Origin of the sequence: Streptomyces naganishii JCM 4654, from assembly GCF_014650575.1 — a bacterium.
GTDB classification, from domain to species: Bacteria; Actinomycetota; Actinomycetes; order Streptomycetales; family Streptomycetaceae; genus Streptomyces; species Streptomyces naganishii.
This window is the reverse complement of the sequence record NZ_BMVF01000010.1, coordinates 96,219-117,569: the sequence shown is the minus strand read 5'-3', so window position 1 is coordinate 117,569 and position 21,351 is coordinate 96,219. Positions and strand designations below refer to the sequence as shown.

The 21,351-nt window shown below is 75.2% G+C and carries 16 protein-coding genes; 8 read left to right on the top strand and 8 right to left on the bottom strand.

What is annotated here, in order from left to right; genetic code table 11:
- Positions 1-171: 171 nt before the first annotated feature.
- Positions 172-3,354, bottom strand: coding sequence for a sacsin N-terminal ATP-binding-like domain-containing protein (locus IE217_RS19810; RefSeq protein WP_190179232.1), 3,183 nt, complete (start codon positions 3,352-3,354; stop codon positions 172-174).
- Positions 3,355-3,718: 364 nt separating this feature from the next.
- The gene (locus IE217_RS19805) at positions 3,719-4,642 is read right to left on the bottom strand and encodes a DUF3027 domain-containing protein (protein WP_190179231.1); all 924 of its coding nucleotides are present in this window, start codon (positions 4,640-4,642) and stop codon (positions 3,719-3,721) included.
- A gap of 770 nt (positions 4,643-5,412) precedes the next feature.
- Between IE217_RS19805 and IE217_RS19800 the strand changes: the two genes are divergently transcribed.
- The 4 genes from IE217_RS19800 to IE217_RS19785 all read left to right on the top strand — a co-directional run bounded on the left by IE217_RS19800 (position 5,413) and on the right by IE217_RS19785 (position 9,149).
- Positions 5,413-6,846, top strand: coding sequence for an MFS transporter (locus IE217_RS19800; protein ID WP_190179230.1), 1,434 nt, complete (start codon positions 5,413-5,415; stop codon positions 6,844-6,846).
- 176 nt (positions 6,847-7,022) lie between these two features.
- Positions 7,023-7,496, top strand: coding sequence for a DUF2771 domain-containing protein (locus tag IE217_RS19795; protein WP_373298077.1), 474 nt, complete (start codon positions 7,023-7,025; stop codon positions 7,494-7,496).
- A gap of 17 nt (positions 7,497-7,513) precedes the next feature.
- On the top strand, positions 7,514-8,302 hold the full coding sequence (locus IE217_RS19790) for a futalosine hydrolase (protein ID WP_229865418.1): 789 nt from the start codon (positions 7,514-7,516) through the stop codon (positions 8,300-8,302).
- Positions 8,292-9,149 carry a 1,4-dihydroxy-6-naphtoate synthase gene (locus tag IE217_RS19785; protein ID WP_190179228.1) on the top strand — a complete coding sequence of 286 codons (858 nt, stop codon included), beginning with the start codon at positions 8,292-8,294 and terminating at the stop codon, positions 9,147-9,149. Before IE217_RS19790 ends, IE217_RS19785 begins: the two co-directional genes overlap by 11 nt.
- A 120-nt stretch (positions 9,150-9,269) precedes the next feature.
- Here the strand turns inward: IE217_RS19785 and IE217_RS35260 are convergent, their stop codons facing one another.
- Positions 9,270-9,653 (bottom strand): cold-shock protein, encoded by a 384-nt coding sequence (locus tag IE217_RS35260; protein WP_190179227.1) that lies wholly within the window; start codon positions 9,651-9,653, stop codon positions 9,270-9,272.
- A 164-nt stretch (positions 9,654-9,817) separates the two neighbouring features.
- Here IE217_RS35260 and IE217_RS19775 point away from each other — a divergent pair, with 164 nt between their 5' ends.
- Positions 9,818-10,063: a hypothetical protein gene (locus IE217_RS19775; protein ID WP_190179226.1), complete on the top strand. Its 246-nt coding sequence runs from the start codon at positions 9,818-9,820 to the stop codon at positions 10,061-10,063.
- Here the strand turns inward: IE217_RS19775 and IE217_RS19770 are convergent.
- Both IE217_RS19770 and IE217_RS19765 read right to left on the bottom strand, forming a co-directional pair.
- Positions 10,060-10,728: an HAD family hydrolase gene (locus tag IE217_RS19770; protein WP_373298076.1), complete on the bottom strand. Its 669-nt coding sequence runs from the start codon at positions 10,726-10,728 to the stop codon at positions 10,060-10,062. The genes IE217_RS19775 and IE217_RS19770 overlap by 4 nt on opposite strands.
- A gap of 76 nt (positions 10,729-10,804) precedes the next feature.
- On the bottom strand, positions 10,805-11,797 hold the full coding sequence (locus tag IE217_RS19765) for a hypothetical protein (protein ID WP_190179224.1): 993 nt from the start codon (positions 11,795-11,797) through the stop codon (positions 10,805-10,807).
- A gap of 368 nt (positions 11,798-12,165) precedes the next feature.
- Between IE217_RS19765 and IE217_RS19760 the strand changes: the two genes are divergently transcribed.
- Entirely contained in the window at positions 12,166-14,823 is a 2,658-nt protein-coding gene (locus IE217_RS19760) for a helicase C-terminal domain-containing protein (RefSeq protein WP_190179223.1), read from the top strand.
- A gap of 96 nt (positions 14,824-14,919) precedes the next feature.
- Positions 14,920-16,566: a DNA repair helicase XPB gene (locus IE217_RS19755; protein ID WP_190179374.1), complete on the top strand. Its 1,647-nt coding sequence runs from the start codon at positions 14,920-14,922 to the stop codon at positions 16,564-16,566.
- On the opposite strand, the gene IE217_RS19750 is transcribed toward IE217_RS19755, so the two are convergent.
- Positions 16,521-17,597: a glycosyltransferase 87 family protein gene (locus IE217_RS19750; RefSeq protein ID WP_190179375.1), complete on the bottom strand. Its 1,077-nt coding sequence runs from the start codon at positions 17,595-17,597 to the stop codon at positions 16,521-16,523. The two genes, IE217_RS19755 and IE217_RS19750, sit on opposite strands and share 46 nt — an antisense overlap.
- Positions 17,598-17,782: 185 nt before the next feature.
- Positions 17,783-17,971: a hypothetical protein gene (locus IE217_RS19745; RefSeq protein ID WP_190179222.1), complete on the bottom strand. Its 189-nt coding sequence runs from the start codon at positions 17,969-17,971 to the stop codon at positions 17,783-17,785.
- A gap of 341 nt (positions 17,972-18,312) precedes the next feature.
- Here IE217_RS19745 and IE217_RS19740 point away from each other — a divergent pair, with 341 nt between their 5' ends.
- Positions 18,313-20,403, top strand: coding sequence for a HelD family protein (locus tag IE217_RS19740; RefSeq protein ID WP_190179221.1), 2,091 nt, complete (start codon positions 18,313-18,315; stop codon positions 20,401-20,403).
- Between the two features lie 124 nt (positions 20,404-20,527).
- On the opposite strand, the gene IE217_RS19735 is transcribed toward IE217_RS19740, so the two are convergent.
- Positions 20,528-21,253 carry a copper homeostasis protein CutC gene (locus tag IE217_RS19735; RefSeq protein ID WP_190179220.1) on the bottom strand — a complete coding sequence of 242 codons (726 nt, stop codon included), beginning with the start codon at positions 21,251-21,253 and terminating at the stop codon, positions 20,528-20,530.
- Between the last annotated feature and the right edge of the window lie 98 nt (positions 21,254-21,351).

Genomic DNA, 21,351 nt, shown 5'->3' with positions numbered 1-21,351 from the left:
CCGGCTCCGAGCCACCTCGCCTCCCGGCAGACCCGAGCCGTGGCTGGTGCGTGCACCCGCCCGGGTGCAAGCTCGATGCCCGCGTCGCGGGCCGAGCCGCAGGGGTGGGTCACCGTCACCCCCGCCGCTCACTCACCGCAACCACCACGACGCCGGCACCGGCTCCGGGCCCTAGTCGAACCAGCGGTCGCGGGCCAGTTCCTCCGTGCGGGAGGGGTCCTCCAGGAGGGCGGCCACCTCGAAGCGGCGCGGCCACTGGCCCGACGCCCAGGCGAGACCGGCGGCCACGCCCTCCAGGGTCGCCGCGTGCAGGACGCCGTCCGAGGTCAGGCGCCAGTCCAGCTCGGTGCCGTCGACGACCAGCTCCTCGTGCTCGACGTACGTCCGCGGGGTGCGCGGGCCGAGCAGGACCCGTACCGGCTCGGGTACGTCGTGCTCGGTGCCCGCGGAGTCCACCGACCCGGCGACCGACTCGCTCAGCCGCCGCACCTGGAACAGCTCGGCCAGCTCCGCCGCCAGCGCCGGCCGCACCGGCAGCAGCGGCACACCGGCGGTGAAGGGCAACAGGTCCGGCGAGTCGCACACCACCGCATCGGCCGCGTCCACCACCTCGACCCGGCCGTCGACCACGGCCCGCAGGTCGTCGGGCAGTGTCACCCGCTCCGGGTCCAGCTGGGCCAGCGCGCCGTACAGGGCGTGCAACTGGGCAGTCGTGACCGGGCGTTCGGGGTCGGCCAGCCGGTCGAGCAGTTCGGCGGCCCCGCCCGGCTCGTCGAGCAAGGCGGCCACCGAGGTGCGTACACCCAGGGCCCGCAGCACCTGCTCGTCCTCGAAGCCGGTGGCGTCCGCCTCGTCGTACAGCCCGCGCAGCAGCGGGTCGGAACCGGCGGCGCGCAGGCCGGCCGGGCGGCGGCCGCCGAGCACCGGGTGCCCGCGCAGCCACCAGGCGGTGTAGGGCCGTACGACCTCGTGGGTGCCGTCGGGCAGCAGGACGCGCACCGGCTGGGTGAGCGCGTCCCGCAGCGGCGGCCGGGCGAGCAGGGCGAGGGCGCGCGGCCACTGGTCGTCGTCGACGAGGTCCAGGTCGCGCACGGCGACGACCTCGGTGGCGACCGGCGGCACGGGCGTGTCCGGGAAGCGGTCGAGTACGTCCTCGCACCACACGTCCACCGCGTCGAGCAGTCCGGGGTCGTCCGGCTCGGGGAAGTCCCCTTCGCGGGGCTCGAGTTCGTCGGGGTCGAGGACGACGTCGGTGGCCCGGACGAGCGCGAAGTCCACGAGCACCCCGCAGGCGGCGAGCGGCTGTTCGCCCCACCTCTCGGCCAGTTCCGGGTCGACCGCGGGCAGTTCGCCCTCGCGCATCACGCTCGCGAACGGGCCGCCGGGGAAGACCAGTTCGCCGGCCGGGGCGAGCTCGCCGTCCTCGTCGGGCAGGGCGAGCGCGCCGAGCCAGGGCTCGTCCCCGGGTTCCAGGTCGGCGTCCCGGACCAGGGCGAGGATGGTGTCGGCGAGTTCCTCGGCGTCCGGGGTGTCCTCGTCCCAGGCGCCGGCGTCCTCGTCGAGGGAGGCGGCCACCGCGGCCCGCACCTGCGGGGTGGTGAGCACCGCGCGCGGGGTCGCGGGCAGCGCGCCCAGCTTCTGCAGGATCGGGTGGGCCGCGTCCGGATGCGCGACCTTCAGCCCCAGCCGGGCCAGCACCCGCGCGTCGAAGGGCGTGGCACCCGTGGTCCCCGTGTCCGGCGTCGGCAGCAGGACCTGCCGGGGGCCGATGGCCGTACGCCCTCCCCCGGCGCCGAACGCCTGGGAGGCGGCGCCGGCGAGCGGCACGGGCAGCCCGGAGAGCCGGTCGGGGTCCACTCCCGCGAGGCTGTCGTACAGCCTCCACCACCAGCCCGGCTCCTTCTCCAGCCCGGCCAGCCGGTCCACCGCGTCGGTCAGCGGCAGCCGCGCCACGCCCAGCGTGCGCAGCTCCACGCGCCGCTCCAGCCCGGCCGGCAACAGGGTCGGCAGCACCTCCGCCAGGACCCGCACCGTCTCGGCGCCCGCGCCCTCCACCACCTCGGCGTCACGCGGGCGCAGCGACTCGGGCAGATCGTCCGGGGCCTCCTCGTCGCCGTGGGGTACGGCGGCGGGCGGCAGGAAGGAGGTGCGCGGCAGCCGGTCGAGCACGGCCCTGCGCAGGGCGCCGTCCAGCTCGCCCTTGCCCAGCGGGCCCGGCACCAGGCCGATGATGCCCTCGGTCACCGGGCGCCAGTCGGCGAGGAGCCCGGCGTAGGCGTCGGCCGCGCGCTGCACCAGGAAGTCGGTGAGCGGTCCCGGCGCGGTGTGCCGGCGGGTGGTGTCCAGCGGGAACGACGCGATGAGCAGCGCGGGCACACCGAGGGGCTCGTCGCTCGGGGTGGGCGCGTGCAGGACCGGGCTGGTGCGGGGGCGGGCCGGGGCGCCGTCGGCGTCGACGGGGACGGCCCAGGTCACGGACCAGTACGGGCGCAGCCGCTCCTCGACCGGGCGGTCGGCGAGGAGTTCCGGCGTGAGCGGCCCGTGCGCGGCGGCCGTACGCCACCTGGTCTCGCCCTCGCGGGTGTCCTCGACCACGGTCAGGGAGCCCTCGGCGCGGCGGCGCAGGGTGCGGGGCGTGCCGTCGCCGATCTCGACGACGACCTCCTCGAGGCCCGGCAGGGCGAGCAGCAGCGCGTCGTCCACGGCGTGCAGCAGCCGCTCGGCCAGGTCGGCGGCGGCGGTGTCGCGCAGGGGCAGGATGACGACCGTGTCGTACGGGTCGGGCGCGGTGCCCTCGGCCGCGAACGGCAGCCTCAGCAGCGGGACGTGGCCGTCCCGGCGGCGGATCTCGTCCCCGAGTCCGGGGCTGTGCCGCGCGGTCTCCCCGGCCAGGCCCCGGGCCTCGGCCAGGGACCAGCGGACCCCGCCGTGCCGGCCGACCACGGCGGGTTCGTCGGTGACGGCGAGCACGGCGGCGAAGCCGACGCCGAACCGGCCGACGGAGGTCACCTGCGAGCCGGTGGCCTCCCGCTTGGCGGAGGCGCGCAGGGTGGACAGCGACTCCACGCCGGCCGCGTCCAGCGGGGCGCCGGTGTTGGCGGCGACGAGGACGCCGTCGCGCAGGGTCAGGCGCAGCCGGCCGGGCACGCCCGCGCGGGCGGCCGCGTCGGCGGCGTTCTGCGCCAGCTCCACCACGAGCCGGTCCCGGTAGCCGCCGAGGACCAGGTCCTCCTCGGCGTTGGCGTCCTCACGGAACCGGGCCGGGCTGGTCGCCCACGCGTCCAGCACGCCGCGCCGCAGACGCACGGTCCCGAACGGGTCGCCCCCGGCGGACGGCTGCACCAACATGCTCACGTTCACTCTCCTCCTGGGCGGATGCCCCGAAGGTACCGCGAGGGGGCGTGGGGGTCGGTCCTCGGCAGTCGGGCTTTGGGGTTGCGGCTTCGGGGGGCGGGACTTTGGGTTTGGGCGGCGGGGCTTTGGGCTGGGCCGCTTTTGGGTTCGGCGGCCGGGCTTGGGCTTGGGCCGCTCTTGGGTTCGGCGGCCGGGCTTGGGCTTGGGCCGCGGGGCCTTGGGCTCGGCTTCGGGCTTCGGGCTTCGGGCTTCGGCCGCGGGGGCTTTGGGCTTGGGCCGGACTTCGGGCTTCGGGCTCAGGCCTCGGGCGGGTCCGAGGGTGCCGTGGTGCGGTGGCCGGCCGTGCGGCCACCGCGGCGGCGGGTCACGAGTGGCCCAGCTCGGCCGTTTCGTCGTCGGAGACGGGGACCGAGCCCGAGTCGCGCGCCGGGCGCAGCGGGAACGGGTCCACACGGGTCTCGTCGATCACCGGCGGGGCCGGCTGCGGCGGCCTCGGCATGACGGCGGCCTCGGAGTGCCCTCCGCAGCCGTACGCCAGGGAGACCACGTGGCCGTCGGCCGGGGAGAACTCGTTGGCGCACAGGCCGAAGGCCTGGCCCAGCGAGCCGCCGATCGGCACCAGGAAGCCGCAGCTCACGCAGGGCGCCGGGGCGGCCTGGGCCATCGGCGTCTTCGCGCCGAACGCCTCCTCCCAGCGGTCGGCGGCCATGTGCAGGCCGTAGCGGGACAGCACGCGGGCGCGGCGCATGCCCAGTTCCTCGGCGAGCGCCGCGATCGAGCCGCGCGAGGGCGCCGCGGGCAGCTTCCTCGGCGGGACCGCGGTGACCTCGGCGTCCTCCGCCTCCACGAGTTCGGCCATGTCCGCGGAGACCGCGGAGTCCGGCGCGGGCTCGTCCTCGCCGGAGAAGCCGGGCTCGAGGCGCAGGTCGTCGGCGTCGGTGGGGAGCAGGTCGCCCGGGCCCATGTCGCCCGGGCGCAGCCGCTCGCTCCACGGCACCCACTCGGGGGCGAGCAGCGCGTCGGGGCCGGGCAGCAGGACCGCCTCGTCCAGGGTGACGATCTTGGCGCGGGAGGCGCGGGCCACGGTCACGGCCCAGCGCCAGCCGCGGTACCCCAGTTCCTTGCACTCGAAGAAGTGCGTGACGACGCGGTCGCCCTCGGACACCAGGCCGGTGTGCTCACCGACCACGCCGGGCGCGGCCGCCTCCTCTGCTGCGGCGCGGGCGAGGTCGACGGCCTCGGCGCACAGGCGGTCGGGGGTGCGGCTTCGCGTGGTCGCTGCGCTCACAGGTATCGCTTCTCTCCTACGCCGTCTCTCGGGTGCGCCGGCCTGAAGGCGGCGGGGCGGACGGAGCGGACCCGCGGACCGCGTCGACGTACGCGCCCGATCGCGCTCGGGCGCACCCACGTCATCCATTCTGCGGTATGTCCGTAGGGCGCGCGGCCGAGAACGTTCGCCACGGCGCGCTACGCACGCTACCTTCTCGTCGGCGCTGGGCCTACACCGGTGGTGGGGTGGGTTTCCCTCCGGGGGTGGTGCGGGGGCTGCCCACCCGCCCGCCCGACTCGGTGGGAGACCAGTCCCGCCACGGGGCTGCGCCCCGGACCCCGGCGTTTCCCACCCACCCGCCCGACTCGCTCGGACACAAGTCCCCCCACGGGGCTCCGCCCCGGACCCCAGGGTTTCCCACCCACCCGCCCGACTCGGTTGGACACAAGTCCCCCACGGGGCTCCGCCCCGGACCCCGGCGGGGGCTCCGCCCCCTGCACCCCGTGCGGTCCGCCCCAGCACCCCCGTGCGGTCCGCCTCGGGCGCCCCGCGGGGGCTGAGCCCCCTGCACCCCCACGGGGTTGGCGCGGAGCGCCCCCGCACCCCCCTGCGGTCCCCCCGGCCGGGGCTTCGTCCCCGCGCGCCACGGGGCACCGCCCCTTCCACCCCGGTGGCCGGTCGCGGTGCCGCAGGGCTCGGAGGGGGGCGTTGCTGCCTGTGGCTGTTGGGTGCGTCCTATTCGGGACGTAATCGCGCTACCTGGGGCTGTTCCGGGGCACTATGACGGGGTGGCAGCCGCGAGGATGCCCCAGAAGACCGCCGGGGCCGGTGGGTCGAAGGGGTTCAAGGGGAGCAGCCAGGGCAGTGGTTCGGGCCGGTTCGGCGGGTCCGTCCGCGCGGTCGGCCGTGCGCTGCGCCTGCCCCTCACCGCGGCGGTGCGCGGCATCCGGAAGGCGACGCACGCGCACGGCGCCGGTGAGTCCGGACTCGGCAAGCTGATCGAACTGCACGCGGTGAACGGCGCCGGCGACGTCATGATCACCGTCGCGCTCGCCTCCACCGTGTTCTTCTCGGTGCCCACGGACGAGGCCCGCGGCCGGGTCGCGCTCTACCTCGCGATCACCATGGCCCCCTTCACCCTCCTCGCGCCCGTGATCGGCCCCCTCCTCGACCGGCTGCCCCACGGGCGCCGTGCCGCGATGGCCGGCGCGATGCTCGCCCGGGCCCTGCTGGCGCTGGTGATCGCCGGAGCGGCGGCCGGCGGGGGCCTGGAGCTGTATCCGGCGGCGCTCGGCGTGCTGGTCGCCTCCAAGGCTTACGGGGTGGTCAGGAGCGCCGTCGTACCCCGGCTGCTGCCGCCCGCGTTCTCGCTGGTCAAGGCGAACTCTCGGGTGACGCTCGGCGGTCTGCTGGCCACCGGGATCGCCGCGCCGATCGGTGCGGGGCTCCAGGCGGTCGGCCCCCGCTGGCCGCTCCTCGGCGCTTTTGTGATCTTCGTGGCGGGAACGTTCCTGTCCTTCTCCCTGCCCCCGAAGGTCGACTCGGCCAAGGGCGAGGACCGCGCGCTGCTCGCCGCCGACGAACAGCATCTGCACGGCCCGCGCCGCAAGCCGCCCAAGCGGCCCGGCCTGCGCACGGTCGGCACGGCCGTCACCCATGCCCTGGCCGCCAACGCCGCCCTGCGCTGTCTGTCCGGCTTCCTGATCTTCTTCCTCGCCTTCCTGCTGCGCGAGCACCCGCTGACCGGCTCCAGCGCCGCGGTGTCCCTGGGGATAGTGGGCGTCGCGGCGGGCACGGGCAACGCGCTGGGCACGGCGGTCGGGGCGTGGCTCAGGTCCCGGGCGCCGGAGATCATCATCGTCACGGTGGTGGCGATCGTGCTGGGCACCGCCATCACGGCGGCGGTCTTCTTCGGGGCGTTCCTGGTGGCGTGTCTGGCCGCGGTGGCCGGTTTCGGGCAGGCGCTGGCCAAGCTGTCGCTGGACGCGCTGATCCAGCGCGACGTGCCCGAACAGGTGCGGACATCGGCGTTCGCCCGGTCGGAGACGCTGTTGCAGGTGGCCTGGGTGCTGGGCGGCGCGATCGGCATCGTGCTGCCGCTCAACGGCGTACTGGGGCTGTCGGTGGGCGCCGGCATCGTGGCCGCCGGCTGGGCGCCCACCGTCCGCGGCCTGGTCGCCTCGGCCCGGCAGGGGGGCGCCACCCGGCCGCGGGTGGCATGACCGGAGCGCCCGGGTGGCATGACCGGCGCGTCCGGGTGGCGTGATCCGCGAGGACGCGAGCGGGGCGGTGGAGAACCGGCCTGGCGGCACGTGGCCGGGCCGCCGGAGAACCGGCCGGACGGCACGCCGCACCCCCACGTGGGCGGACGGCCGGAGGTGCCCGATAGCCTTCGGCCATGACCTCGATGCATTCCGCCGTGCGACGCCGCCGCGCCGTCGCCGCTGCCGGCGCCGTTTCCGCAGGACTGCTCGTTCTCTCGGCCTGCTCCAAGCCCACCCCGCTGTCCACGGTCACCGTGGGCCGTGACTCGGTGAGCTCGGAAGCCACCTGCTACAACGACGGCAACGCGATCAAGACCGCCGACCTGGCGAAGTGCCTGAAGGACACGGACATCAAGTCGATCAAGGTCGACCCGGACGAGACCGTGCGCTTCGGCGTCGACCCGAAGATCGCGGACCAGGGCTGGACCATTCTGATGAACGGTCAGCCGCTCACCGACTCCAGCAAGAAGACGTACCGGACCATCCCGGGCAGCGTCTTCTTCAACGCCCAGTACGGCGCCAGCGGCAACTCCACGCTCGTCTCCGTCAAGGAGGGCGAGAAGGACGTGAAGGGCCTGTGGTCCTTCAAGCTCCAGAAGGAATCCTGACCACGTCCTCCCCGCGTGTGCTCGTCGCCACCGCGGTCCCGGTCGAACGGGACGCGGTGGCGCGGGCGTTCCCCGACCCGGCCACCGAGCCCCCCGCACGGGCCACCGAGCCTTCCGCAGGGGCCACCGAGCCCCCCGTGCCGGGCGGCCCGAACGCCGTACCGCCCGTCCACCGGATCGCCGGGCTTCACGTCCACCGGGTCGCCGGGCCGCCCCGGCTCGATCTGATCGCCGCCGGTGTCGGTCCCGCCCTGGCCGCCGCGTCCACCGCCACCGCCCTGACCGCGGCCGCGCTCGCCGGCACCCCGTACGACCTCGTCGTCTCGGCCGGTGTCGCGGGCGGTTTCGCGCCCGGCGCGCCCGTCGGCTCGCTCGTCGTCGCCGACGAGATCACCGCCGCCGACCTGGGCGCCGACACCGCCGAGGGCTTCGTGCCGGTGACGGAACTCGGCTTCGGCACCGTCACCCACCGTCCGCCCGAAACACTCGTACGGGCGATCGCCGCCGCCACCGGGGCGGTCGCCGGCACCGTGCTCACCGGCTCGACCGTGACCGGTACCGCCGCCCGCGCCGAGGTGCTGCGCGCCCGTCATCCGCGTGCGCTGGCCGAGGCCATGGAGGGGTTCGGGGTCGCCGAGGCGGCCGCCGCGCACGGCGTGCCGGTACTGGAGATCCGCGCGGTCTCCAATCCGGTGGGCCCGCGCGACCGCGCCGCCTGGCGCATCCACGACGCCCTCGCCGCCCTGACCGAGGGCTTCGGGAAGCTCGCGCCCGTCCTGAGGAGTTGGAACCCACATGAGCCCTGACAGCAGCAGCCGACTGCGGATCGCCTACTCCCCCTGCCCCAACGACACCTTCGTCTTCGACGCCCTCGCCCACGGCCGCGTGCCCGGCGCGCCCGCGTTCGACGTCACCTTCGCCGACATCGACATCACCAACGGCATGGCCGAGCGCGGCGAGTTCGACGTGCTCAAGGTGTCGTACGCCGTACTGCCGTACGTCCTCGGCGAGTACGCGCTGCTGCCGTGCGGCGGCGCGCTGGGGCGGGGCTGCGGGCCGCTGGTGCTCACCCGGGAGCCGGGCGTGGACCTGGAGGGCCGTACGGTCGCCGTGCCGAGCGAGAAGTCGACGGCGTACCTGCTGTTCCGGCTGTGGGCCGCGGACACGGTGCCCGGCGGGGTCGGCGAGATCGTGGTCATGCCGTTCAACGAGATCATGCCCGCCGTGCGGGACGGGAAGGTCGACGCGGGCCTGGTGATCCACGAGGCCCGCTTCACGTACCAGGACTACGGCCTGCACAAGCTCGCCGACATGGGCGAGCACTGGGAGGACACCACCGGGCTGCCCATCCCGCTGGGCGCGATCATCGCCAAGCGGTCGCTGGGCGCCGAGGCGCTGACCGGACTGGCCGAGGCGGTGCGCACCTCCGTGCGCATGGCCTGGGACGACCCCGAGGTCTCCCGGCCCTACGTCATGGAACACGCCCAGGAGATGGACCCGGCCGTCGCCGACCAGCACATCGGGCTGTACGTCAACGAGTTCACCGCGGACCTCGGCCCGGACGGCTACGCGGCCGTGCGCGGGTTGCTCACCCGCGCCGCGGCCGAGGGACTGCTGCCGCCCCTCGGCCCGGACGCGCTGGACTTTCCGTAGGCCGGCCAGGTTCTGGGCCGGTCAGGTTCTCCGGGCCGCTTGGCCGCGTGTTCGGTGCGTTCGGTGTGCCGGGCGTCCCGTATTCCGTGCCCGTATTCCGTGTTCCGTGCCGGTCGCCGGTCAGATGTCCAGCTGGTCGGCGACCGCGCGCAGCAGGCCGGCGATCTTCTTGCCGGCCGTCTTCTCGGGGTAACGGCCCCCCTCCAGCGCGGGCAGGATGTTCTCGAGCAGCGTGGTGAGGTCCTGGACGATCCCGGCCAGTTCGTCCGGCTTCTTACGCTGGGCCGCCGCGACCGACGGCGTCGGCTCCAGGAGCGTCACGGACAGCGCCTGGTCGCCGCGCTGGCCGGCGACCACTCCGAACTCCACTCGCTGTCCCGGCTTGAGCGTGTCCACTCCGGCGGGCAGGACCGAGGAATGGACGAAGACGTCACCGCCGTCGTCGCGGGAGAGAAAGCCGAAGCCCTTCTCACTGTTGAACCACTTGACCTTGCCGGTGGGCACGTCTGTCCTCGTCCTCGTACTCGTCGGAAAACTGCTTCGGAAACGGCTCTTGATAGCACTGGGGCGGGTCGCGCCGGACCCGCCGGTACCCAGGCTAATGGTCTTGGGGCGGGTGACAAGACGTCGCCCGGTTGTTCCCTCGCGCTGGGAACTACCCTGGTCCGGTGCGTGACAAAACCCAAACGAATTCCGCCGCGGCCGGTGACCGGCTGATCCGTGCCGGTGCCATCGTCTTCTTCATCGGCGCGGTGGCCACTCTGGTCACGGTGGCGCCGCTGTTCCTCGGCACCAAGCCTTTTCCGACCTACATGTTCGGACTGAGCATGCTGATGGCCGTCGGCTTCCTCATCGCGGGCGCGGGCCTGCTCCAGTCGATCGCGGCGGGGCGGCGTCAGGCGCGCGGCGACTAGCCGGCGTCAGCGGTGTAGTCCGAAAACCAATTCGGGAAATCGGTCAGATCGGCGAGTACGACGTCCGCGCCCGCCGCGCGCAGTTCCTCCGGGCCGCAGGGTCCGGTGGCCACCGCGACCGACAGCGCGCCGGCCGTGCGGGCGCCGCGCACGTCACCGACGTGGTCGCCGACGTACACGCTCGCGCCGTACTCGCGCAGCGCCTCGGCCTTCCGCTCGGCCCACAGGTCGCCCACGACCGCGTCCGGCTCGATGCCCAGGTGCTCCAGGTGCAGCTTGGCGTTCGGCTCGTACTTGGCGGTGACGACCAGGGCACGGCCGCCGTGCTCGCGTACGGCCGCGATCGCTTCGCGGGCGCCGGTCAGCGCGGTGGTGGCGGTGACGGCTGTCGCCGGGTACATCTCGCGGTACAGCTCACTCATCGCCTCGACCCGCTCGGCCGGGAACCAGTTGATCAGCTCCTCGGCGAGCGGCGGGCCGAGCCGGGTGACGGCCAGGTCGGCGTCGATGTACGTCCCGGTGCGTTCGGACAGCGCCAGGTAGCAGGCGCGGATGCCGGGGCGGGAGTCGATCAGCGTCATGTCGAGGTCGAAGCCGACGGTGAGCGGGGTGGCCCGCGGGGTCGTCGGCGGGGTGGTCGGCGGGCGCGAGGTCATATGGGCCATTGTGCCCAGGGGATCTGGCGGGCAGGCGCCCGGCCGGTGTGACGTACGACGGCCGTTGCCCGGGCCGGGCCCGCTACTACCGCTGCCGTTGCGAGCGCCAGACCAGGAACAGCGCGGAGAGCACGGCCGCCGCGCGCACCACCCAGGGCCAGGTCTGGGCGACCGCGTCGTTCATGTGGCCCTGGGCGATGGGGGTGCCCCAGCGGGCGTCCGTACGGCCCCAGAGCCAGACGACACCCGCGGCGAGCGCCAGGCCGGGCATGCCCATGACCGCCCACTTGGACTCGGTGGGGGTCAGCCGGCGGGAGGCGTACGCGATCACCCAGCCGAGCAGCAGCGCGAACCAGTTGCCGAGCACCGCGCCGACGACCAGCAGAGCGGCGGCGAGCAGCAGCAGGGGGTTGCTCCAGCGCCCGGGGCGCAGGGCCGCCGCCAGGCCCGGGCGGCGGCGCGGGGCGGCCACGTCGTCCACCGCCTCGGGCTCCGCCTCGGCGGCCGGGGCGAGCACGGTGTCGGGCTGCCGGGGCGGCTCCTTGGACGGGGGCTTGAGCAGGTCGGGGATCTCGACACCGCCGACGAAGCCGGGCACGTCGTCGCCGATGCCGAAGGGGCTGCCGTCGGTGCGCCACCAGTCGGCGCCCGGGCCGGCGGCGGCGCCGAGCTGGTCGGCGGTCGCCAGGTGCGGCGGTACGGAGGTGCCGGCGGCCGGCGGTGGCGCAGCGGGCCGGGCCGGGCGGGGGCGCGGCACGGCCCGGCGCAGGCCCTTGGGCCGCTCCTCGGCCTCCGGCTCGCGCTGCACGGGCACGACGGACGTCGGGGCCTCGCCCGGCTGGCGCGGACCGCCGTCACCGGCGGCGGCGACGACCTCGTCGGGGGTGCCGAGCCGGTCCAGGATGCGGCGGACGGCGGCGGGGCTGTCGACGGCGGACTTGGCCCGGCGCCGGTCGATCTCGTTGCGCAGCTCGGAGACCAGGCGCATGCGGGTGGCCGAGGACAGCTGCCGCTGGTGGGCCACGTCGCCGACGCGGCTCAAGTACTCGTAGACGACCTGGTCGCTCTCGATCCCCACGAAACCCCTCCGGGGCGCCCGTCCCTCACCACCACGCACACGAAGGTACCGCGCGCACCCACCCAACCCCACCGAACACCCACCCCGACCCCGACCCGAACCACCGCCCCCGTCCCACCGACAGGGCGGGAACGCAGGCAGGACGGGCACGCGCCCCCCGCCCGCCCCACCACGCCCCCGCGGCGACAGCCCCCGCCACCCCGCCCACGGCCCCGCCCTCCGCCACACGCCCCGCATGGCGCGCGCTTTCGCGACCGCCCGCTCGGGGGCGTGTCCCTGGCCCTTGCCGGGGTGCGGCTCGTCCCCGGGGCCGGTTCAGCACGTGGACGCGTGTTCCGGGGGCGGGGGCAGACGCTACCGTGGGGCGGATGAGCGATGAGAAGACGGTGGCCGCGCCCCGCTCGCTCGCGGAGGCGCTTCGTGGGCGTGACGACGCCTCCCTGGCCGCGCTGCTGCGCAGCCGGCCCGATCTCATCACCCCGGTGCCCACCGACCTCACCCAGCTCGCCACCCGGGCCGGGACCCGCGCCTCCGTGGTGCGGGCCCTGGAGCGGCTGGACCGGTTCGCCCTCCAGACGGCCGAGGCGCTCGCGGTGGCGGGCGACCCGGCGACGTACGGCGAACTGCTCGGGCTGACCGCCGGGGACGCGCGGGACCCCGTGGTCGCCGCCGCGCTGCCCCGCGCCCTGGCGACCCTGCGCGAGCAGGCCCTGGTCTGGGGCGGCGACGACCGGCTGCGTCTGGTCCGCACCGCCCGTGAGCTGCTCGCCCCCTCGCCGCAGCACCCGTCGCCCACCGGGCTCGGCCCGACCGTGCGGGAGGCGACCTCGGGCATGTCGCCGGGGCGCATCCAGGAGATCGTGACCACCGCCGGGCTGCCCTCGACCCACGACCCGGTCTCCGCCGTCGACGCGCTCACCGCCCTGTTCACCGACCGCGCGCGCATGGCCGAGCTGCTCGCGGGCGCCCCCGCGGACTCCCTCGACGTGCTCGGCCGGCTGGTGTGGGGTCCGCCGTACGGCCAGGTCGCCCCCGACCCGGCGCCCCGGCTGCGCTGGCTGCTCGACCGGGGCCTGCTGCTGCCGACCGCTCCCGGCACCGTCGTACTCCCGCGCGAGGTGGCCCTGCACCTGCGCGAGGGCCGCGCCCACCGCGCGCCCGAACCGGTGCCGCCGGCGGTCGAGCCGGCCGCCACGCACCGTCCACAGGTTGTGGACGCCACCGCCGCCGGCCAGGCGTACACCGCGCTGGCCACCGTCGAGGAACTGCTGAAGGACTGGGACGAGGGCGGCCCGAGCGTCCTGCGCGCCGGCGGTCTCAGCGTGCGCGACCTCAAGCGCACCGCGGTCGCCCTCGACGTGTCCGAACCGGTGGCCGCCTTCTGGGTGGAGCTCGCCTACGCCGCCGGTCTGCTCGCCTCCGACGGCGAGGCCGACGAGCGGTACGCGGCGACCCCGGCCTACGACGAGTGGCTGGAGCGGCCCCCCGCCGAACGCTGGGCACGCCTGGCCGAGGCCTGGCTGACGGCGACCCGTACGCCCGGCCTGGTCGGCGGCCGGGACGCCAAGGACCGCGCCCTGTCCGCGCTCGGCCCCGGCCTCGACCGCTCGGCCGCGCCCGAGGTACGGCACCGGGTGCTGACCCTGCTGGCCGGGCTGCCCGAGGGCGGCGCGCCGTCCGCCGGGTCGGTGCTCGCCCGGCTGCGCTGGGAGCGTCCGCTGCGCGGGCCCCAGCGGACGCCGGACGAGGAGGACCCGCGCGGCCGGCTGGCCCGGTGGACCCTCTCGGAGGCGGAACTGCTCGGCGTCACCGGCCGCGGCGCGCTCTCCGCGCACGGGCGCGCGCTGCTGGGGCCGCGGCCATCCGCGACGGCCGCCGCCGCACCGGGAGCCGGGGCCAAGGCCCGCTCCAGGACCTCCGCCGCCCTCACCGGGCCCGAGGGCGCGGGCGACAAGCTGCCCGTCCACAAGCACCACCGGCCGGCGGAGGCGCCCCTTCCCGAAACCGGGCCCCGGTCCCAGCCTCAGTCCCAGCTCCAGCCCGACGTCCAGCCGGCCCCCCTCTCCCCCTCCGAACAAGCCGTCGCCTCCGCCGCCGCGGCCCGGCTGCTGGCCCCGCTGCTGCCCGAGCCCCTGGACCACGTCCTGCTCCAGGCCGACCTGACGGCGGTGGCCCCCGGCCCGCTGCGGCGCCCGCTGGCGGACACCCTCGGCGTGCTCGCGGACGTGGAGTCCAAGGGCGGCGCGACCGTCTACCGGTTCACACCCGGCTCCGTGCGGCGCGCCCTCGACGCCGGCCACACCGCCTCCGACCTGCACGCCTTCCTGGCCGCGCACTCCCGTACGCCCGTCCCGCAGCCGCTCGCCTATCTGATCGACGACGTGGCCCGCCGGCACGGGCACCTCCGCGTCGGCGCCGCCTCGGCGTACGTCCGCTGCGACGACGACGCGCTGCTGAACGAGATCCTCGCCGACAAGCGCTCCGCCGGCCTGCGCCTGCGCCGCCTCGCGCCGACCGTGCTGGCCACCCAGGCCGACCCGGCCACGCTCCTGGAGGGCCTGCGCGCGATGGGCTACGCCCCGGCCGCCGAGTCGGCGGAGGGCGACGTCCTCATCGCGCGCGCCGACTCCCACCGCACCCCGCCGCGCACCGCGCCCGAGCCCGTCCCGGAGGGCCCGCCCGTCCCCGACGCCACCCTGCTGGCGGCGGCGATCCGCGCGATCCGCGCCGGCGACCTCGCCTCCACGGCCCCGCGCAAGCCGGCCGCCGCCCAGTCGGCGGCCGGCGAGCTGCCCCGCACCGGCCCGGCCGAGACGCTGGCCACCATGCAGGCCGCCGTGCTGACCGGCGAGGCCCTGTGGATCGGCTACGTCAACGCCGAGGGCGCCGCCAGCCAGCGCGTCATCGCGCCGATCCGGGTCGAGGGCGGCTTCGTGACGGCGTACGACCACACCGCCGACGAGGTGCGCACCTATCCGCTGCACCGAGTCACCGGGGTCGCCGAGCTCGCGGACGACCAGGGCTGAAGCCCGGGCGGCGGCCGTCCCGCGGCCGGAACCGGACGTGATCGCGCGCCGGTGAGGCACACTGGACGTTTGGTCACACCGGAAAGGGCGCTGCGCGTGAATGGTCCCCTGATCGTCCAGTCGGACAAGACCCTGCTCCTCGAAGTCGATCACGAGCAGGCCGACGACTGCCGTCGTGTCATCGCGCCGTTCGCCGAGCTGGAGCGGGCGCCCGAGCACATCCACACCTACCGCGTCACCCCGCTCGGCCTGTGGAACGCGCGCGCCGCCGGCCACGACGCCGAGCAGGTCGTGGACGCGCTCGTGCAGTACAGCCGCTACCCCGTGCCGCACGCGCTGCTCGTGGACATCGCCGAGACGATGGACCGCTACGGGCGGCTGACCCTGACCAAGCACCCCGCGCACGGACTGGTCCTGACCACCACCGACCGGCCGGTCCTGGAGGAGGTGCTGAAGTCCAAGCGGATCATCCCGCTGGTGGGCGCCCGCATCGACCCGGACACCGTGGCCGTGCACCCCTCGGAGCGGGGGCAGATCAAGCAGACGCTGCTGAAGCTGGGCTGGCCGGCCGAGGACCTGGCGGGCTACGTCGACGGCGAGGCGCACCCCATCGAGCTGGCCGAGGACGGCTGGGCGCTGCGCCCCTACCAGAAGCAGGCGGTGGAGAACTTCTGGCACGGCGGCAGCGGTGTCGTCGTCCTGCCCTGCGGGGCCGGCAAGACGCTGGTCGGCGCCGGGTCGATGGCGCAGGCGAAGTCCACGACCCTGATTCTGGTCACCAACACCGTCTCCGCCCGGCAGTGGAAGCACGAGCTGGTGAAGCGGACCTCGCTGACCGAGGACGAGATCGGCGAGTACAGCGGGACCCGCAAGGAGATCCGGCCCGTCACCATCGCCACCTACCAGGTGCTGACGACCAGACGGAAGGGCGTCTACCCGCACCTGGAGCTGTTCGACTCCCGGGACTGGGGCCTGATCGTCTACGACGAGGTGCACCTGCTGCCCGCGCCGGTCTTCAAGTTCACCGCCGACCTCCAGGCGCGGCGGCGGCTCGGGCTGACCGCGACGCTCGTACGGGAGGACGGCCGCGAGTCCGACGTGTTCTCCCTGATCGGGCCCAAGCGGTTCGACGCGCCGTGGAAGGAGATCGAGGCGCAGGGCTACATCGCGCCCGCCGACTGCGTCGAGGTCCGGGTCAACCTCACCGACTCCGAACGGCTCGCGTACGCGACCGCGGAGACGGAGGAGAAGTACCGCTTCTGCGCGACGACCGAGACCAAGCGGAAGGTCACGGAGGCGATCGTGCGCCGCTTCGCCGGTCAGCAGATCCTGGTGATCGGCCAGTACATCGACCAACTCGACGAGCTGGGCGAGCACTTGAACGCGCCAGTGATCAAGGGGGAGACCTCCAACGCCCAGCGCGAGAAGCTGTTCGACGCCTTCCGCGAGGGCGAGATCAACGTGCTGGTGGTGTCGAAGGTCGCGAACTTCTCCATCGACCTGCCGGAGGCGACCGTCGCCATCCAGGTCTCGGGCACCTTCGGCTCCCGCCAGGAGGAGGCGCAGCGCCTCGGCCGGGTGCTGCGCCCCAAGGCCGACGGGCACCAGGCGCACTTCTACTCGGTGGTCGCCCGCGACACCATCGACCAGGACTTCGCCGCCCACCGCCAGCGCTTCCTGGCCGAACAGGGCTACGCCTACCGGATCATGGACGCCGACGAGCTCCTGGCGGAGGACGCCTGACCGCCGCCGTGGCGGGCGCCGGGCGGCGCCGCGGCCGCGAGCAGGGCCAGGCCCAGCAGCGCGTAGGGCGAGGCGAGGGCCTGTTGCCACCAGGACAGGTGGAGGTCCATGTCGCCGTCGCGGGGGACCAGCCACATGGTGCGGGCGGTGAAGACGACCGCGACGGCCGCCGCCCACGCACGGCGGCCGTCCGCCAGCAGCACGGCGATCACCGGCACGCACCACACCCAGTGGTGGGACCAGCTGATCGGCGACACCAGCAGGGCGGTCAGGCCGGTCAGCAGGACGCCCCACCGCTCGTCGGGGACCCCGCGCGCCAGCCACAGGCCGAGCGCGGCCACCACCGCGGAGACCAGCACCCACGCGGGGAAGGGTGACGGGTCCCGCAGGGCGCGGGCGACCAGGCCCTGGAGGGACTGGTTGGCGATGATCCAGGGCTTGCCGACCCGGTTGGTCTCGAAGATGCGGCGGGTCCAGTAGTCGACGCTGGCGGCGGGCAGCAGGAGGGCGCCCAGGGCGACGGTCCCGGCGAACGCGGCCGCCGCCGTGACCGCCTCGCGCCGGTGCCCGCGTCCGCGCAGCAGCAGGTGGACGACGAACAGGGCCGGGGTGAGCTTGATGCCGGTCGCCACGCCGATCGCCACGCCCTTGCCGCGCGCGCCCGGCGGCCGGGTCAGGTCCCACAGGACCAGGCAGGCGATCGCGAGGTTGATCTGCCCGAACACGAAGGTCTGGAAGACCGGTTCGAGCCAGAGCGCGAGGGCCGTACCGGCGCACAGCAGGGGAAGCGGGGCCCGGCGGCCCGCGAGCCGCGCGGAGAGGTGGACGAGCCAGGCGAGCAGGAGCGCGTTGCCCGCGAGGAACGCCGCTTTCAGGGCCGGCACGGAGAGCCACGCCATGGGTGCGAACAGCACCGCCGCGAACGGCGGGTAGGTGGCCGGCAGCCGCCCCTCGGTGACCGTGAACCCGTACAGGTCCCGGCCGTGGACGACGGCCGCGCCCTCGGCCCGGTAGACCAGCGCGTCGGGCATCGGGACGCGCAGGAAGGCGAAGAGGACCGCGAGGGCCGCGAAGGAGACGGCGAGGAGGGCGAGGGAGGCCGGCAGGGAGGTGGCCAGGGCGGACGCCAGGGAGGTGGCCAGATGTGACCGGCGGGCCACCGTCCGCTTCGTCCGGGTCTTCTCCGTCCGTTTCGTCACGGACCGACCCTAGTTGGTCACTTGCGGCGTACGCCTGCCTCCTCGCCGTACTCCCCGAGGATGACGACGTCGAACGTGGCGCCCGCGAACACCTTGACGGCGTGCAGGGCGTCGCCCAGCCGGTGAGGGTGGTGCCGGCCTGCCTCGACGGCCGTGGCACCGGCCGGACGGGCGGTGGGTGCTGGGTGGATGGTCGCTGCGCTCATGACTCCATGGTGGCTCCGCGGACATAAGACCCGCATCGGTCTCCGGAGCCAATCTCCCGGCCCCGCGCGTACCCCTCCGGAGGGACGCGGCCCCCCGCTCCGCGCTCCACCGGGCGGACGCCTTCCCCTAGGGGAAGCGGCATTCGGCCCGCGACGGAAAAACCCGTTGGCCTCCGCACGCCCCGCCGTCCTAGAATCTCCGCTCTTGCCCGCCTCCCTCACGGAGCGCCGCCGACCGGACGGAAACCGGCCGGCACACCGCGGCCACCTGGCACCGCGCGCACCGCCCGCGCGGCCACTTGGCGCACCGCCCGTCCCGCAGGTCACTCCGGAGGCACTCCTTGTCACCCGCGCCCACGCCCGCCGGCTCCCCGGCGCGCTCCGCCGCCACCCCCCTCGCCCAGGGGCGCGACCCCCTCACCCGCGAGCGCGACCACCTCTCCGCCTCGCGCGCCGCCCTGCGCGCCATGCGCGAGGAGGTCGAGTCGCTGGACATCACCGACGTCGCCGCGAACTGGGTCAACGCCAGGGTCCTGGCCCGCCAGATCGACGAGCGCATCAAGGCGCTGGCCGACCTCAGCGACACCCCGCTGTTCTTCGGCCGCCTCGACTACCTGCACGCGCCCGGCGCGGACCGGGCCGAGGGCGCGGAAGGGGAGCGGTTCTACATCGGGCGCCGCCATGTGCACGACGCGGACGGCGACCCCATGGTCATCGACTGGCGCGCCCCGGTCTCGCAGCCCTTCTACCGGGCGTCCAGGAAGGACCCGATGGACGTCGGGCTGCGCCGCCGCTTCGGCTACACCGGCGGCGACCTCACGGCGTACGAGGACGAGCACCTGTCGGACCCGGCGGAGGCGGCCACCGCCAGCAAGCTGCTCCAGCGGGAGATCGAGCGCCCGCGCGTGGGCCCGATGCGCGACATCGTGGCGACCATCCAGCCCGAGCAGGACGAGATCGTGCGTTCGGGGCTGTCCGGCACGGTCTGCGTCCAGGGCGGCCCCGGCACCGGGAAGACCGCCGTCGGCCTGCACCGGGTGGCCTACCTCCTCTACGCCCACCGCGACCGCCTGGCCCGCACCGGCACCCTCGTCATCGGCCCGAACCGCTCGTTCCTGCACTACATCGAGCAAGTCCTGCCCGCGCTCGGCGAGCTGACGGTGCGCCAGGCGACGGTCGACGACCTCGTGGCGCACGTCGAGGTCCGGGGCGCGGACGACGCGGCCGCCGCGATCGTCAAGGGCGACGCGCGGATGGCCGAGGTGCTGCGCCGCGCGGTGTACTCCCACGTGACGATGCCCACCGAGCCGGTCGTCGTGGTGCGCGGCTCACGCCGCTGGCGCGTCCCGGCGTACGAACTGGAGGAGATCGTCCGCGAGTTGCTGGACCGGGGCATCCGCTACGGCGCGGCCCGCGAGGCCCTGCCGCAGCGCATCGCGCACGCCGTGCTGGTGCAGATGGAGCGGGCGGGCGAGGCCCCCGACGACAGGGTGCAGGACGCGGTCGCGCGCAACGCGGCGGTCAAGGCGGCCGTGAAGGCCGTCTGGCCGCCGGTCGACCCGGCGAAACTGGTGCTGCGGCTGCTGGGCGACGCCGGCTTCCTGGCCGAGCACGCCGACGGCGTCCTCACCGAGGAGGAGCAGAAGACGATCCTGTGGGACCGGCCCGTGCGGTCGGTGAAGTCCGCGAAGTGGTCGACGGCGGACGCGGTGCTGATCGACGAGGCGGCCGACCTCGTCGAGCGGACGCACTCCCTCGGGCACGTGGTCCTGGACGAAGCGCAGGACCTCTCCCCCATGCAGTACCGGGCGGTCGGCCGGCGCTGCACCACCGGTTCCGCCACCGTCCTCGGCGACCTCGCCCAGGGCACCACGCCGTGGGCCACCCGGACCTGGGAGGAGGCGCTGGCCCACCTCGGCAAGTCCGAGGGCGTGATCGAGGAGCTGACGGCGGGTTTCCGCGTGCCGAACGACGTGATCACGTACGCCTCCCGGCTGCTCCCGCACATCGCCCCCGGCCTGACACCGGTCGCCTCGGTCCGTGAGAACCCCGGCTTCTTCGAGATCCGCCGCACCTCAGGTGACGCGGAAGTGGTCGAAGCCTGCCGGGAGTTGCTGGCCAACGAGGGCTCGACGGGCCTGATCGCCGCCGACGCCCGCGTCCCGGCCCTCACCGAGGCGCTCGCGGCGGCCGGCCTGCCCTTCCTCTCCCCCGGCGAGGAGACGACCGCCGAGACCCGCCTCACCCTGGTCCCGGCCTCGCTCGCCAAGGGCCTGGAGTACGACTACGTGGTCCTGGACGAACCGCAGGCCGTGGTCGACGGCGAACCCGACGAGCGCACCGGCCTGCGCCGCCTCTACGTCTCCCTCACCCGTGCCGTCTCGGGCCTGATCGTCACCCACACGGGACCACTGCCGCCCCAGCTCTCCTGAGCCGGCCGTCCGGGCCGGGCCGGCACCGGGCCGGGCCAACGGAACGCCCGGCCGCTCGGCCACCCACGGCCCTCGGCCGCTCGGCCGCCCTCGGCCCCTCGGCCCCTCGGCCGCCCTCGGCCGCTCAGACGACAGGACTGGGCAGCACCTCGCTGTCCAGCACCGACCGCCACTCGGCGACCGCCGCGGCCGACACCGGCCCGTCCCAGCCGCCGGACCGGGCCGCCCCGCCGATGTGGAAGGCGTCGATCCCGGCGTCCCGCAGCCGCGGCACGTGGTCCAGTCGCAGACCGCCGCCCACCATGATCCGCTGCTCGTAACCGGGCTCCCCGCCCCGCGCCGCCTCGGCGACCAGGACGGGCAGCCCGTCGTCCACGCCCCCGGCCGCGCCCGCCGTCAGGTAGGTGTCCAGGCCGGGCAGGCCGGCCAGCCGGCGGCGCAGCGTGTGCCGGTCGGCGGCGCGGTCGATGGCGCGGTGGAAGGTCCACGGGCAGCCGTCCAGCTCGGCGACCACGCGCTCCACGGCCGCGAGGTCCACCCCGCCGGCCGGGTCGAGGAAGCCGAGCACGAACTCCCCGGCCCCGGCGGCCCGCAGCTCGCCGACGGCGCGGACCAGCCGCTCCACGCCTCCCGCGCCGCCCGCCGCGAAGCCGTCCGCGAACCGCAGCATCACGCGCAGCGGGATGTCGACGGCGGCGCGGATCGCGGCGACGGTGCCGGCGGGCGGGGTGAGCCCGTCGGCCGCCATGTCGGTGACCAGCTCGAGGCGGTCCGCGCCTCCGGCCTGGGCGGCGACCGCGTCCTCGGCGTCGAGGGCGATCACCTCCAGGACTGCTGCACGCATGCTCATGGGACCTCTTTCCTCGGTTTCCCCTGGGGCTGACAGGTCTAGTCCAATCTCAGGGTACGCCGAGGGGGCCCGGGCACGGTGAACCGCCCACCGGAAGA